This is a genomic window from uncultured Ferrimonas sp. (genome assembly GCF_947489035.1).
In the GTDB taxonomy this organism is placed as follows: Bacteria; Pseudomonadota; Gammaproteobacteria; order Enterobacterales; family Shewanellaceae; genus Ferrimonas.
Genome location: NZ_CANLCI010000008.1, coordinates 120,491 through 134,539, shown reverse-complemented (window position 1 = coordinate 134,539; position 14,049 = coordinate 120,491). Strand labels below are relative to the sequence as shown.

Here is a 14,049-nt window from a genome sequence, read left to right as displayed (position 1 = left end):
CACTGCGACATAACCACATGAAAGCAGTGCCATCGAAGCTCGCCGCAGGCGACAATAGCTACCGCGCAGCAACGCCAGCAGTTAACTAATACACAGCCTAAAAAAAGCCAGCATCTTGATGCTGGCTTTTGGGTTCGTTCATCACAATCCGCTTTTCTCTAACCCGCGCAGGTAGAGGTAGATGGTGTCTTTGGAGATCCCCAACTGGGTGGCAATTTGTAAGATGCTGCCCTTGTAGTTAAACAGCCCTAATCGGTGCAATCGGGTCACCACTTCGCGGTTGCGTTTCGATGGGGCAATGCCGTGATCATTCAACACCTGCTCCTGCACCGAATCCACCGTACTGCTGATGGTTTCATCCTGATTTTTCGCAAAGGTTTCCGGTGAACCACTGCAATGGGGGATGGCACACTCCGGCGGGATCATCGCTTTCAAAAACGACTGAATTGGCGCATCCAGATCCACGTTGATGCACAACATGCCGATCGGCTGCCCACTGCGATTCCGCACGATGGTGGTGGTGGATTTCAGCTCACGGCCACCGGCGGTTTTGGTGAAGTAAGGGGCCGACACGTCCTTGCCCTCTTGCAGCTTCAGCAGCGCCAAATTGGTGATGGGCGCTCCCGCTTGGCGTTCGGTCACCTCGCCATTGGCGATCTTGTAGATCCCAGTATTGCCCGCATCCAAGCTGTGCAGCGCCACCTCGGTGTGCTGGCCAAACATGGTGGCGATCCCATCCACCACATTCGCCATCGCATCCAGGATCTCGTAATCGCTTGCCGTCAGTTTCTTCAGTTCCACAGTCGTTGCCTTACCGTTAGCGGGACATGATGTCGATGATCACCGAATCCGTTGATTGCATGCCGCTTTTCACCACATTGCCAACGTTACGGATGGTGTTTTCCACCTTGGTAGCCACAATCCCTTGGTTGCAAACGCCTTTATTGCGCTTGGCCATTAGAAAGGCACGGGTGGCGGCGGTGGACGAGGTGCACACCTTCATCGCACAAGAGGATTTAGCGCCGTCGCACACCATGCCAGAGCTGTCGCTCAGCACGTTTTGGATCGCCAAACAGCCCTGTTCAAAGCTGCCGCCACTGAGGTACACCATCGCCATTGCGGCCGCGGCGCTGGTGACGGTGTTGCCGCAAAATGCCGACAGCGGTGGGTAGTGGGATTTAATGTAGATCGCGCCAAGGTGGCTCATGATCAAGCCGCGGGCAAGTTGCTCGTCGCTGCTATCAAAATGCTTGGCCACCACCATCACTGGAATGGTGGCCGCAATGCCTTGGTTGCCGCTGCCGTAGTTGCTCATCGCTGGCAAAGTGGCGCCGCCCATGCGTGCATCCGAGGCGGCCGAGGTGTACATCTGCACCTTGGTGGACAGATCGTCGCCCAGCAGCCCTTGCTCAATGCCCTCTTGCAGGGTGCGCCCAACTTCCAAGCCATAGCTGTGCAGCAGCCCCTCTTGCGACAGTTCGCCATTCAGCTTGGCCGCTTCCAGAATAAATTCGATGTCGGCAAAGTCGGCAGACAACGCAAACTGATGAATTTTTTCGATGCTGATATCAACCCCAGCGCACACCGAGGCCGTGGCGGCTTGGGCACTGCCTTCCACCTGTTGCAGCACCTGCTCACCCAAGGCTTGGTAAACGATGTTGGTGTGACCACCGCTGATCACCACCGTGGATGTCACCCCAGCGGCGACGGCAACCACTTTGCAGTAGATAAACTCTTCCACCTCCATGCGCTGTACCGTGACCTTACCGGCGTCGATCAACGCTTGCGCCTGCGCGACATGCTCGGCATTCACCTTCGCCAAGACCTCCAGCTCGGCCTCGGGATCGCCCCCCACCGCCCCCGCAGCGGCCGCAATGTGCAAACCGATGCGACCGGTGCCCGGCACAAACACGCCCATGGCATTTTTATAGAGGTTATCGGAAACCCACACCTGCAACGATTGCAGTGGCTGCGGCAACGCTTGCGCCGCAACGGCGGCGGCGTAGGCGGCAGAGATAGGCTCGGTACAGCCCAAGGCGGGTTTCACCACTTGGTTCAAGATTTCGATAAACGGGTGCAGCGGCTGGCGGGTCATAACAGGTCTCGGATTAAGCGATGTAGCGCGGGGGCAAGCGGCCGCAACAGCGCAATGGCTGGCAAGATCTGCTGCGGCTGGGCAGGCCGATGGGGGCGTGCTCAGTGGCCGAAGATTAACGCGCTAACGGAATAAAGAAAGGATACGCCTGCCGCCGCAAAACCATCAACAAATTTTGAATAAAATAGGCAAAGAGTCGATCTCGGTCGCGTTCACGACCGGCCAACACAATGCGATTCTTTGACGAAATAGCCCATTAAAGAACATCAGCCGCAACAACAGGCAACTGGCTCGAGCCTTTAGTTTTCTCAAATAAATTGTAGAAAACCAAAAATACGTTAACAAAAAGCCAGCACCGAAGTGCTGGCTTTTGGGTTCATCCTTGCGCTCATTGCGCCGACGTCATTCGGCGCGCGCAGCAGACGACTTAGGCTTTGTGAGCGATCGCTTCTACTTCAACCAGAACGCCCATTGGCAGATCTTTAACCGCGAAGCAGCTGCGGGCAGGGAAGTCTTTGTTGAACACTTCAGCGTAAGCCGCGTTAAACGCTGGGAAGTCAGCGATTTCAGCCAAGAAACAAGTGGTTTTCAGTACGGTATCAACGTTGGCGCCAGCCGCTTCCAGTACCACTTTCAGGTTCAGCAGAGCTTGCATGCTTTGCGCGCTGATACCGCCTTCCACAACCACACCGGTTTCTGGGATCACTGGGATCTGACCAGAGGTGAACACCAAAGACTCGAACGTGTTGGCGTGGGAGTAAGGGCCGATTGCTTTCGCGCCTTTTTCAGCATTGATTACGGTTTTCATAGATACCTCTAAGTGGATAACAGAATTGGGTCGACTTCGAGCATAGTCAGCATCGTAAACTGGGATCAACTTGCTTTAGTAAAACTTAAGCCTTACATCACTAAAATTCGCCACCGTCAGCAGCAATCGCCCATAATCATTAACATTGAACTAAATTACTCAAGAAATTGGATTAGTTAATCTAATCCAATGCATTAGCCAGATGGCCGTAACAGGCGCGGTTGTAGGCGCGGCAGCAGTTTGCCCCCCAACAACACTGGCGTCATCCACAGCGCCCAGTTTTTCCCTGTGAGCATCATCAACAACGACATTGCGCGGCTGCTTGTTGGTTAACACCGCCGCCGAATGCGCCGATGGCGCCATCGCGGATCATTACCAACAACACCAAGCGCGAGTACGCCAGCCCAGCGCCGATCCGGCTCTGCTGGACCGGCGCTGCTGACTCAAAAAGGACACCATCAGCAGCACCGACGTTAGCCAAGAATCAACACGCCGCCACACGCTGTCTGCATGACTGCCACGCTAAGCGGGTGAACTGTAGGCATAAAAAAACCAGCGCCGAAGCGCTGGTTTTTTATGATTCATAATCCGCAGATTCGAGCTCCCTATCGATATTTTTAGAGATTCGATTAATCTCTCGTGATAATTCTTGACTAAGTTCTGCATGCTGGACACCCACTCGATAAACCATACCGTTGTTTTCTATAAAGCTGGGAGACTCCATTAATATAGTTATCCACTTAGCAACACGTTCAGTTTTATTGCTCGGCCGCTGAATTTCTTTTTTAAAGATATCGAAAAAACTTTTTGAATCCCCATCATTAAGCCCAAACAATTCCAACTCTTCGAATATATAGTCAGAACATTTCCTTTGGGTCATCCCTGTGGTTTTTATCACTTCTCTGAGTCGTGTGATTTGCTCTGCCTTTTCCATTTTGTCCCTTTTTGTCCCCTGCTGCTTGCCATTATCTATCTCGCCCTAGCAAGGGCACTTATCGAAATAACAGAAAAGGTAAATCGTTATGTCAAAAAGCAAGATGACCCCAGCTGCTGCTGATCGTATTCAACGTACCCAAGCCCCTAAAACTAAAGGCCAGACTCCAACGGGCAGTTTCACCTCCCGTGCTCAGTCTGCGGCTCAGCGCAACGCCGGTAGTAAAACCCCACCCAATGGCCCAAGCAAAAGCGGCAACCCTTCAGGTGGTGGCCGTGGCAACAACCCACCACGTCGTTAATCTAAACTAGGTACAACGACGAACATTAGAGTCCAGCAGCCGAGCAAAGGCTCTGGGCTCTTTTTTATACTCATCGAAGTCAATATCACTAATGGTTTCGGCTATCGCACAGCTACACACTTTTTTCTTTTTATCTAAATCAGACCGTGAAATATTTACGCTATTACCAAAAATACATTGATCCACCAATGCATACTCTGTCGCTAATGGATATCGCTCTGACTCAATGTATTTAGCATCGACATAAAAGGTGCCTGCGGCCGTAGCTGCACACAGCCAAGCAACCGAAACCTTACGTGCTTTTTCAAAAGTAAACTTATTGAGCGGCTTATTGCATTTCTCACAAGAAACTGTCACTTCTATCACCGTTTGCTCTTCACAACTCGGGCAATTAATTTTCATGGTCCATCCCTGTAGAAATAAAGCATTGTTAACAAGCAAGCATAAAAAAACCAGCGCCGAAGCGCTGGTTTTGATGTAGGAGATAACCCCTTTATTACTTGGCGAGGCTGATGCCGCGACGCACCAACAACGCATCGGTGTTTGGCTCGCCACCACGGAAGCCTTTGTAGGTTTCCATCAGATCTTGGCTGTTGCCCATCGACAAAATCCCTTTGCGGAACTTGTCGCCTTGCTCACGGCTCAGGCCACCGTTATCGCGGATGTGGGCAAAGGCATCGGCCGCTAAGATCTCACTCCACAGGTAGGCGTAGTAACCCGAGCTGTAACCACCGGCAAAGATGTGGCTGAAGTAGGTGGATTTGTAACGTGGCGGCACCGCCCCATTGCTGATCCCGTGCTTCGCCAACGCCTGCTGCTCAAACGCTTCGATGTTCTCGATCTTGGCGTTGGCATCAAGGCTGTGCCATTCCATATCCAGCAACGCAGAAGACAGGTACTCAAGGGTGTCAAAACCCATGTTGAACTTGCCCGCCGCTAAGGTTTTCTTCAGCAGCTGCGCTGGGATCGGCGCGCCGGTTTCATAATGCTTGGCGTAGTTGGCGATCACCTCTGGGTGCACCGCCCAATCTTCTTGGAAGGTGGATGGGAACTCAACGAAGTCGCGCGACACGTTAGTGCCCGCCAAACGTGGGTAGGTTACGTCGCTGAACAAACCGTGCACCGCGTGGCCCATTTCATGGAACATGGTGGTGGCGTTATCAAACGACACCAGCTGCGGCTCGCCTGCGGCGGCTTTAGGAATGCTCATTACGTTGACGATCACCGGCTTGGTTTGCAGCAGGTGCGATTGCCCCACAAACACGTTCATCCACGCGCCGCCACGTTTGCCTTCACGGCCAAAGTAATCCGCCAAGAACAACCCTAACGGCGTGCCATCGGCATCAAAGATCTCGTAGGCTTTAACGTCGTCGTGGTAGGTCGGCAGATCCGGGCGGGCCTTAAAGGTGATGCCGTACTGGCGGTTCATGGCGTAGAACACGCCATCTTCCAGCACTCGATCAAACTGGAAGTACTGCGCCACTTCTGCCGGATCCAATTGGTACTTGGCTTGGCGCACTTGCTCGGCGTAGTAGAACCAATCCCACGGCTTCAGCTCGTGCTGGATCCCCTGCTTGGCCATCAGTGCTTTGATCTCATCGGCTTCGGCGGCGGTGTTGGCCACCACTTTGGGCACCATAGAGCCAAGCAAATCAAACACCGCATCTGGGCTTTGCGCCATCTGGCTCTTCAGCTTGTACTCTGCCCAGTTGCTGTCGCCAAACAGCGCCGCTTTGTCTGCCCGCAGTTTGATCAACTCGGCGATCACTGGGGTGTTATCAAATTCGCCGCTGCTGGCGCGGAAAGCCGACGCCTGCCAGATCCGCTCACGCAGGCTGCGATCGCTCAAGCTGGTTAAATAGGATTGGCGAGTGGTGTTCACTAGGCTCAGCAGGTAACCCTGTTTGCCCGCTTGCTCTGCGGCCACTTTGGCGGCGCCAATGGCGGACTCAGACAAGCCCTTAAGCTGGGCGACATCGGTCACTAAAATGGCCGAGCCTTGGCTGGCTTTCAGTACGTTTTGGCCAAACTGGGTGGTGAGCTCAGACAGGCGCTTGTTGATCTTACGCACCTGCTGCTTTTGCTCAGCGGTTAGGCTGGCACCGGCTTGGTCAAACTGCTGCTGATACACGTCGATCAGGCGTTGCTGCTCGGCGTTCAGGTTTAAGCTGTCACGCTGGGCTTTAACCGTTTGAAAACGCTGGTACAGCTTAGGGTTTAAGAAGATGTTGTCTTCTTGCTCGCTGTACATCGGGCTGATTTTCGCCATCAACGCCAACCGCTCTGGGTTGCCATCGCTGCTGCCCAAGTTAAACAGCACGTCTAAGCCGCGATGGTATAGGCGGCCGCTGCGTTCCAGCGCCACTAAGGTGTTGTCGAAGGTCGCCGGAGCGGGATTGTTGGCGATGGCATCCACCTGCGCCAGTTGTTCGGTAATGCCCGCTAAGATCGCCGCTTCGGTGTCGGCATCGCTGATCTTATCGAATGGTGGCAACCGGTAATCCAGTTGGCTTTTATATTTCAGTGGGTTGGACTCAGGTAATGCCGCCACTGCAGCAACATCAACGGCAATAAGGGATTCGGTCATGGTGCGCTTTTCTACTACGTGGCCGTCCAGGCCGGAACAGGCACTCAACGCCAGCGCAACGCTGGCGGCAATCAGAGGCTTTGCAAACATCCTGTTGCTCCTAAGTTTTAAATTCACTGAAAGGGTGTTGAAAACACGAACGAAAGTTCAGCGGCCTAGGGTACTCAATTCACCGGCTGCAATTGCAACAGCTTGGTAACAAAGTGTGTGTTTCACTAACACGGCGATCACTTTACCCCTGCCACCCCTTGGGCGCAAAAACACCCCCACCAGCGACTTTTTTCTGGCCGTTGTTAACAGATGGGCATAGCCCATAAAAATCCCCGTTTAAGGCGCAAAAATGTCGCGTCAGTTGGCAATTTGCAGGTTGCTCGATTGCTGCACTATTGGCTTTTTGTTACCACAAAGAAAGCAGTTACGCCTTGGCCGCCACTGCGTTAAGCGACGCCAGCAACTCAATAAATGCTGGCCATACCCCAGAAAGGAACCACCACAGATGTGCTTATCGATCCCCTCTGAAGTGATTGCCATCCAGCCGGAGCAACACAGCGCTACCGTAGATACTCTTGGCGTGCAACGCACTGTCAGCACTCACTTAATTGCCGAACCCTTGGCCATTGGTGATTACGTCTTGCTGCATGTTGGCTTTGCCATGAACAAAATTGATCACCAAACCGCCCAACAGAATTTGGCGTTACTGCAGCAGATGGAGCCTAAGCATGACTGAGCCGAAACTGACCCTGTCGCAGCTGTTTGAAGGCTACCGCGATCCCGCCACCATCAAGAACCTGCTGGGGCAGATCGCCGCGATTGCGCCGCAATTGCCACAGCCCTTACGGATCATGGAAGTGTGCGGTGGTCATACCCACTCGATCATGAAGTTTGGCCTGCATCAGTTGCTGCCAGACAACATCGGTTTTGTGCATGGCCCCGGTTGCCCAGTGTGTGTAATGCCGAAAGAGCGCATCGACCAAGCCATTGTGCTGGCACAGCAACCTAACGTGATTTTGGCCACCCTAGGCGACATGATCCGCGTGCCTGGCTCGAACAGCAGCTTGGCCAAATTACGCGGCCAAGGCGCCGATGTGCGGGCGCTGTACGATCCGCTCGACTGTTTAACCATCGCCCAAGATAACCCCGATAAAACCGTGGTGTTCTTTGCCATTGGCTTTGAAACCACCACGCCAATGAGCGCCGTGCTGCTGCAACAAGCGGAAGCGCTGGGGTTGGATAACTTGCTGCTGCACGTCAACCACGTGTTAGTGCCGCCCGCCATTGATGCGGTGATGGCCGACGGCCAAGCCACGGTTAACGCCTTCATTGGCCCATCCCATGTGTCGGTGATCACCGGCGCTAAGATCTACCAAGCGGCCGTAGACAACTACCGCACCCCGCTGGTGGTGACCGGCTTCGAGCCGGTCGACATCTTAGAAGGGGTGTTGATGTTGGTGCAGCAAGCCATTAACGGCGAAGCCAAGTTGGAGATCCAATACCAACGCTCGGTGAGCTACGACGGCAACCTCAAGGCGCAACAGCTCGTAAACGACTGCTTCGACCTGGTTGAACAGTTCCGCTGGCGTGGTTTGGGCGACATTCCCGCCTCGGCACTGCAACTGAAACCGCAATACGCCCACCGCAACGCCGAGCTGCGCTTTGCCGATGTGTTGCCAACCGAAGCGGTAGACGATCACAAAGCCTGCATGTGTGGCGCGATCCTCAAAGGGTTAAAGAACCCGCAAGACTGCAAGGTGTTTGGCCGCGGCTGCACCCCACAAACGCCAATGGGCAGCTGCATGGTCAGCTCGGAAGGCGCCTGCCACGCCCACTACAAATACGCCGGAGTGATCCTATGAACAACCCCAAACAACGCTGCATTGAACTGAGCCACGGCGGCGGCGGCGTCGAGATGAGCGCGCTGATCCGCAAGCTGTTCTTCAAGCACTTTAGCAACGACATTTTGCTGGCCGACGAAGACGCCGCGCGGCTGCAATTTAACGGCCCAGTGGCGTTCACCACCGACAGTTTTACCGTGGCACCACGGCAGTTCAACGGCGGCAACTTGGGCAAAATTGCGGTGGCGGGCACCGTCAACGATCTGGCCATGGCCGGCGCTAAGCCGCAGTACCTCTCTTGCGCCTTCATCATCGAAGAGGGGTTAACCTTCGCTGAGCTGGAGCTGCAGGTTAAATCGATGGCGGCCGAGCTGGAAAAATCCGGCGCGAAGATCGTCTGCGGCGACACCAAAGTGGTGCCCAAAGGCGCAGCGGATGGCCTGTTTATTAACACCTCTGGGGTGGGCGAATGCGTGGCCGCGCCTTCGTGGCGACAGCTGCAAACGGGCGACGCCATTATTGTTTCCCGCGACATTGGCCGTCACGGCGCCTGCATTTTGGCCAGCCGCGAAGGCTTAGAGCTGGACAGCGAACTGGCGTCGGATTGCGACACCCTGTGGCCAGCAGTAAAAGCCTTATTGGATGCAGGGATCGACGCCAAAGCGATGCGTGATGCCACCCGTGGCGGCTTAGCGGCCGTATTAAACGAATGGGCCGCATCACGGCAATTGGGGATCGTTGTTGACGAGCAAAGCCTGCCAATTGACCCCGCAGTGCAGGGATTGTGTGAACTGTTTGGCTTTGAACCGGCCGAACTCGCCAACGAAGGCACCTTTGTGTTGGCCGTAAGCCCAGAGCAAGCCGACGAAGCCGTCGCCATCTTGCAGCAATTCCAACCCCGCGCCACCCTCATCGGCCACGTCAGCGCCGACTACAGCGGCAAAGTGGTGCAAAACAGCCCTTGGGGTTCAAAACGCTACATGGAACTGCCGAAAGGCGAACTGCTGCCGCGGATCTGTTAACTGGCCTGATCCCATCCGAGTGACCCCCCGCGTGTTCAGCAACGCCCGCCTGCGCCCCGCAGGCGGGCGTTGGTTATGATGCCGAGCTACGTGGCCAACGGCTTAAACGCAATCAGCACCACTTGCTGGAACTGAGCGTCTTGGGATTGGTTGTACGGCTCGGCCACCTGCCAGCGCACAAACCAATAATTCAACAACGCCTTGGAAACCACTTCGCTGCGGCGCAGGCTGTCGAGATCCATGCCGTTGTCTTTGGCGATCACCTGCTGCTGCCGTGGGCTGAGCCGCGGATTGGGGCCAATGGTGACTTCGAGTTGCTGATGCCAATCGGCGTCATCGGCTTTGGTTTTGGCGGCGGGTTTGTCTTCCAGCGTTAACTGATCGCGAAAACGGGTGACCACAAAATCGCGAAAATCTTGGTTCTTCTCGCACCACGCCCGCACATGCCAACGAAAGCCATTAAACACCAAGGTGTGCGGCGCCAATAAACGGGTGGGATCGTCCTCGGGCTGGGGCGACGACAACGAATCGTAGTGCCCCTCTAGGGTTAACCCCTCCCGCGCGGCGCGCACCAACATGCGAATAATGTGCGGCTCCACGTAACGGGACGGCGGATCAACAATGGCGGTGCTGCGATCACTTAGATTGGTCATCGCCAGCATGCCGCCTAATTCGTCGTGCTTGTCCAACAGTTGCAGGTATTCATTGGCCAAGCCCTGACAAAACTTCGGCTGCATCTGCGCCGTGGGGGCGTACCCTTTCAAGCTTTTGTCGTAGATCAGCTGCCCCTCGGCAAACTCATTCAGGTACAGATTGATGTCTTTACTGGCCTGCTGCCGACCAATGCCAAACGCCTGACACAGGTGGTTGGTGGTTAGCCGCCCCTCCCACAGAGCGATCAGCTCAATCAGTCGAAAGCGCAACCGCTTATCAATGGTAACGTGCTCAATGCTGCTTGATGTTGCGCTCATAAGGCCGCCGTCCTATCTGCTCGAAAAGGTTACATGTATATGTAATCAGTGATGACATGTATATCATAGCTACAGATAATAGCGCAGTTCATTTTGCTGTTGAGGATCCTCCATGCACTCAGATTCATTCCACCCGAAAGCCCGCGGTTGTTTGCTTGGCCTTGCCCTTGGCGATGCCCTTGGTACCACCTTGGAATTTAAAGCCAAAGGCAGCTTCACCCCGATCCTCGACATGATGGGCGGCGGCCCATTTAACCTGCGCGCGGGGCAATGGACCGACGACACCTCGATGGCGCTGTGCTTGGCCGACAGCCTATTAGCCACCGGCTACAACGATCCCATCGATCAAAACGCCCGCTACCTGCGCTGGTATCGCCACGGCGAAAACTCGGTTACCGGCCACTGCTTTGATATTGGCAACACCGTGCGCGCCGCCCTGCATCGCTTTGAACGCAGCGGCGACGGCTTTTGTGGCAGCCGCGATCCCTTCAGTGCCGGTAACGGCAGCCTGATGCGCTTAGCGCCAGTGGTGCTGGCCTACTGCCACCCGTTTGATCACCAGCTGCTGTGGCAGATGGCGGCGGATTCTTCGCGCACCACCCACAGCGAAGCCCTTACCGTAAGCGCCTGCCAAGTGATGGCCAGCGCCATCGCCGTGGCGCTAACGCTGCCCAGCGGTGACAAAAATCAATGGCTAAGCCAGTGGCGCGAACAGCTGCAACCGCTGCCGGTAGCGCCCAAGCTGAAACCGCTGCTGGCGGGCAGTTTTATCGACAAAACCGAGGCCGAAATTGTTGGCAGTGGCTACGTGCTGGCCTCGTTAGAAGCGGCGTTGTGGGCGTTTTGGCACAGCGACAACTTTGAACAAGGGGCGCTGCTGGCCGCCAACTTAGGCGACGACGCCGACACCACCGCCGCCATCTTCGGCCAACTGGCCGGCGCGTTTTACGGCCTTGATGGCTTACCGCAACACTGGTTAGACAAACTGGCGTGGCGGCAACAGATTGAGCAGCGCGCCCAAGCGTTATGGCAACTGACGCCGCTGCCCAGCAACGAATCGATCTTACTGTGCTGCCGCGCCGCCGAGCCTTTAACCGCCGCAGCAGATCCGCGGCATAAAGCCAGTGACGACAACGGCAGTGCGCTCAATCATTGGTACGAATCGGTGTATCAGCATGGGCTGATCTTACCGGGCTTTGATTGGATGGCGTGGCAACAGCAGATCCCCAGCAACCACGACCGCCCCCACTGGCTCCGCTGGATAGCCCAGTTGGATCGGCGCGACTGCTGCCAACTGCTGACCCAAATCGTTCGCAGCGATCGCTTTGTGGATGGCAACCTGACTGAAGCGATCAACAGCGGCACCCTCGCCGCCATTCATCAGCGCCTATTCACGCTAACCAAGGAGACGCGCTTATGAGCAACGCCCAACCAACTCAAAACCAAAACCAAGAGCAAGCTCAAAACCAAGCCAGCAGCGAACAGCAGCTTGAGCAACAGCGCTTCGACCAACGTGTGCGGCAACTGCACAACGCCCTGTTCCCTGAAGAGTACGACTTTATGCTCGACAGCCCCGCCGACGCCAAGCGCCGTCGCCGTGGCCACAACCCAATGTCGGCGCAGTACATCGCCACAGTGGCCAAGCGCCGCGCACAATTAGGGGTGCCGCCGCTGCTGGAAAACGGCTTGGCCGCCGACAACGCCAGCCAGCGTTACTGCATCGCCAAGCTGCGCGGCTACGATCTGGGCGAGCCGCAATAACCACTGCGAGCCGTGCCGCAGAAACCGATTGCGCCAAACCCAAGCCACAAAACATCGGTATACTGACGCCAATTACGTAAATTCGTGGATCCCTCATGACCATCAAACTGACCGAATACAGCCACGGCGCGGGCTGTGGCTGCAAGATCTCCCCTAAGGTGCTGGACACCATGCTGCAATCCAGCCTGCCCGAGCTGGACGACGAACGGCTGATTGTCGGCAACGCCAGCCGCGACGACGCCGCCGTGTACGCCTTGGACGATCACACCGGCATCATCAGCACCACTGATTTCTTTATGCCGATCGTTGACGATCCCTTCACCTTTGGCCGCATCGCCGCCACCAACGCCATCAGCGACGTGTACGCCATGGGCGGTAAGCCAATGATGGCCATCGCCATCTTTGGTTGGCCGGTGGCCAAGTTGCCGCCAGAGGTCGGTCAGCAGGTAATTGAAGGCGGTCGCGCCGCCTGTCGTGATGCGGGGATCATCTTGGCGGGTGGTCACTCCATCGACAGCCCCGAGCCGATCTTTGGCTTGGCGGTTACCGGCCACGTGGCCCTAAACCAGCTAAAGCGCAACGATCAAGCCAAAGCCGGTGACACTCTGTATCTGACCAAGCCGCTGGGCATTGGCATTTTGACCACCGCCCAGAAGCAGAAAAAACTGGAAGAGACCCATGGCCAGATCGCGGTTGAGGCGATGTGTCAGCTCAACACCGTCGGCACCGAACTGGCGAAAATCGACGGCGTTAACGCCATCACCGACGTCACCGGCTTTGGCCTTGCAGGCCACTTGATTGAGGTGTGTGACGGCGCCGGACTGGCCGCCAACATCAACGTTGATGCGCTGCCGCTGCTGCCGCAGGTGGCCAACTACCTCGCCCAAGGCTGCGTACCCGGCGGCTCTGGCCGCAACTTCGACAGCTACGGCCACAAGCTGCCAAGCCTCAGTGCCGATCAGCGCGCCATCCTGTGCGATCCGCAAACCTCCGGCGGCTTGCTGGTGGCGGTATCTGCCGACGCCAAAGCCGAGGTGGAAGCCACCCTCGCCGCCGCAGGCATCGCCATTCACGCCATCGGCACCCTAACCCAGCGCAGCGGCGACGCCCGCATCAGCGTGTAATTCGCAGCCGCTCGGTAGCCACAACAAAAAACGACCGCAGCCTGAGCTGCGGTCGTTTTTTTAGGCTTAGATCTGGGCAGAGCAACCTTGTTCGATTACGCCTACGGCTAATCAAACCTACCAACGTCAAGCCGCTGCGTAGGTCACGTTAGCCGCCGTTTGGCGTAACGTGACACCCATGTGGCAACTCATGCGGTGACCCATATAAAACCACGTCGCCGCCCGTTCGCATCACCATCACCGCAACCTCGTTCGATTACGCCTGCGGCTAATCAAACCTACGAACATCATGCCGCAACGTAGGTCACGTTAGCCGCTGTTTGGCGTAACGTGACACCCATATGGCAACTCATGCGGCAACCCATATGGAACCACGTCGCCGCCCGTTCCCATCGCCATCACCGCAGCCTCGTTCGATTACGCCTGCGGCTAATCAAACCTACCAACATCATGCCAAAACGTAGGTCACGTTAGCCGCTGTTTGGCGTAACGTGACACCCATGTGGCCACTCATGCGGTAACCCATATAAAACCACGTCGCCGCCCGTTCCCATCACCATCACCGCAACCTCGTTCGATTACGCCTGCGGCTAATCAAACCTACCAACATCATG

General features: G+C 55.9%; 13 protein-coding genes and 1 pseudogene. 7 read left to right on the top strand and 7 right to left on the bottom strand.

The features are described 5' to 3' along the window. Window positions 1-141: 141 nt before the first annotated feature. The 4 genes from Q0796_RS07355 to Q0796_RS07340 all read right to left on the bottom strand — a co-directional run bounded on the left by Q0796_RS07355 (window position 142) and on the right by Q0796_RS07340 (window position 3,837). Window positions 142-801 (bottom strand): PAS domain-containing protein, encoded by a 660-nt coding sequence (locus Q0796_RS07355; RefSeq protein ID WP_298441582.1) that lies wholly within the window; start codon window positions 799-801, stop codon window positions 142-144. Window positions 802-817: 16 nt separating this feature from the next. Beyond that, entirely contained in the window at window positions 818-2,095 is a 1,278-nt protein-coding gene (locus tag Q0796_RS07350; RefSeq protein ID WP_298441564.1) for an L-serine ammonia-lyase, iron-sulfur-dependent, subunit alpha, read from the bottom strand. A gap of 427 nt (window positions 2,096-2,522) precedes the next feature. Continuing rightward, window positions 2,523-2,903: a Rid family detoxifying hydrolase gene (locus Q0796_RS07345; RefSeq protein WP_298441562.1), complete on the bottom strand. Its 381-nt coding sequence runs from the start codon at window positions 2,901-2,903 to the stop codon at window positions 2,523-2,525. A gap of 574 nt (window positions 2,904-3,477) precedes the next feature. Further along, window positions 3,478-3,837 carry a hypothetical protein gene (locus Q0796_RS07340; RefSeq protein ID WP_298441560.1) on the bottom strand — a complete coding sequence of 120 codons (360 nt, stop codon included), beginning with the start codon at window positions 3,835-3,837 and terminating at the stop codon, window positions 3,478-3,480. Window positions 3,838-3,925: 88 nt separating this feature from the next. Here Q0796_RS07340 and Q0796_RS07335 point away from each other — a divergent pair, with 88 nt between their 5' ends. Beyond that, window positions 3,926-4,138 carry a hypothetical protein gene (locus Q0796_RS07335; protein ID WP_298441558.1) on the top strand — a complete coding sequence of 71 codons (213 nt, stop codon included), beginning with the start codon at window positions 3,926-3,928 and terminating at the stop codon, window positions 4,136-4,138. Window positions 4,139-4,144: 6 nt separating this feature from the next. Here the strand turns inward: Q0796_RS07335 and Q0796_RS07330 are convergent, their stop codons facing one another. Together Q0796_RS07330 and Q0796_RS07325 are read right to left on the bottom strand one after the other, a co-directional pair. Beyond that, window positions 4,145-4,540: a hypothetical protein gene (locus Q0796_RS07330; RefSeq protein ID WP_298441557.1), complete on the bottom strand. Its 396-nt coding sequence runs from the start codon at window positions 4,538-4,540 to the stop codon at window positions 4,145-4,147. 94 nt (window positions 4,541-4,634) lie between these two features. Beyond that, window positions 4,635-6,815, bottom strand: a complete 2,181-nt coding sequence (locus Q0796_RS07325) for a M3 family metallopeptidase (protein ID WP_298441555.1) — start codon at window positions 6,813-6,815, stop codon at window positions 4,635-4,637. A gap of 406 nt (window positions 6,816-7,221) precedes the next feature. On the opposite strand from Q0796_RS07325, the gene Q0796_RS07320 reads away from it, so the two are divergent. The 3 genes from Q0796_RS07320 to hypE are packed head-to-tail and all read left to right on the top strand — an operon-like array spanning window position 7,222 to window position 9,579. Beyond that, a complete protein-coding gene (locus Q0796_RS07320; RefSeq protein ID WP_298441553.1) occupies window positions 7,222-7,452 on the top strand; it encodes a HypC/HybG/HupF family hydrogenase formation chaperone in 231 nt (76 codons plus the stop codon). Then, window positions 7,445-8,578, top strand: coding sequence for a hydrogenase formation protein HypD (gene hypD, locus Q0796_RS07315; RefSeq protein ID WP_298441552.1), 1,134 nt, complete (start codon window positions 7,445-7,447; stop codon window positions 8,576-8,578). Before Q0796_RS07320 ends, hypD begins: the two co-directional genes overlap by 8 nt. Further along, window positions 8,575-9,579 carry a hydrogenase expression/formation protein HypE gene (hypE, locus tag Q0796_RS07310; protein ID WP_298441550.1) on the top strand — a complete coding sequence of 335 codons (1,005 nt, stop codon included), beginning with the start codon at window positions 8,575-8,577 and terminating at the stop codon, window positions 9,577-9,579. The genes hypD and hypE overlap by 4 nt, the downstream gene beginning before the upstream one ends. Before the next feature lie 86 nt (window positions 9,580-9,665). On the opposite strand, the gene Q0796_RS07305 is transcribed toward hypE, so the two are convergent. Then, window positions 9,666-10,550: a WYL domain-containing protein gene (locus Q0796_RS07305; RefSeq protein WP_298441548.1), complete on the bottom strand. Its 885-nt coding sequence runs from the start codon at window positions 10,548-10,550 to the stop codon at window positions 9,666-9,668. A 112-nt stretch (window positions 10,551-10,662) separates the two neighbouring features. Between Q0796_RS07305 and Q0796_RS07300 the strand changes: the two genes are divergently transcribed. The 3 genes and pseudogenes from Q0796_RS07300 to selD all read left to right on the top strand — a co-directional run. Continuing rightward, window positions 10,663-11,970 carry an ADP-ribosylglycohydrolase family protein gene (locus Q0796_RS07300; RefSeq protein ID WP_298441546.1) on the top strand — a complete coding sequence of 436 codons (1,308 nt, stop codon included), beginning with the start codon at window positions 10,663-10,665 and terminating at the stop codon, window positions 11,968-11,970. After that, window positions 11,967-12,311, top strand: a complete 345-nt coding sequence (locus Q0796_RS07295) for a hypothetical protein (RefSeq protein ID WP_298441545.1) — start codon at window positions 11,967-11,969, stop codon at window positions 12,309-12,311. Before Q0796_RS07300 ends, Q0796_RS07295 begins: the two co-directional genes overlap by 4 nt. Window positions 12,312-12,406: 95 nt before the next feature. After that, window positions 12,407-13,417 (top strand): annotated as a pseudogene (gene selD / locus Q0796_RS07290) (selenide, water dikinase SelD); the annotation flags it as partial. Between the last annotated feature and the right edge of the window lie 632 nt (window positions 13,418-14,049).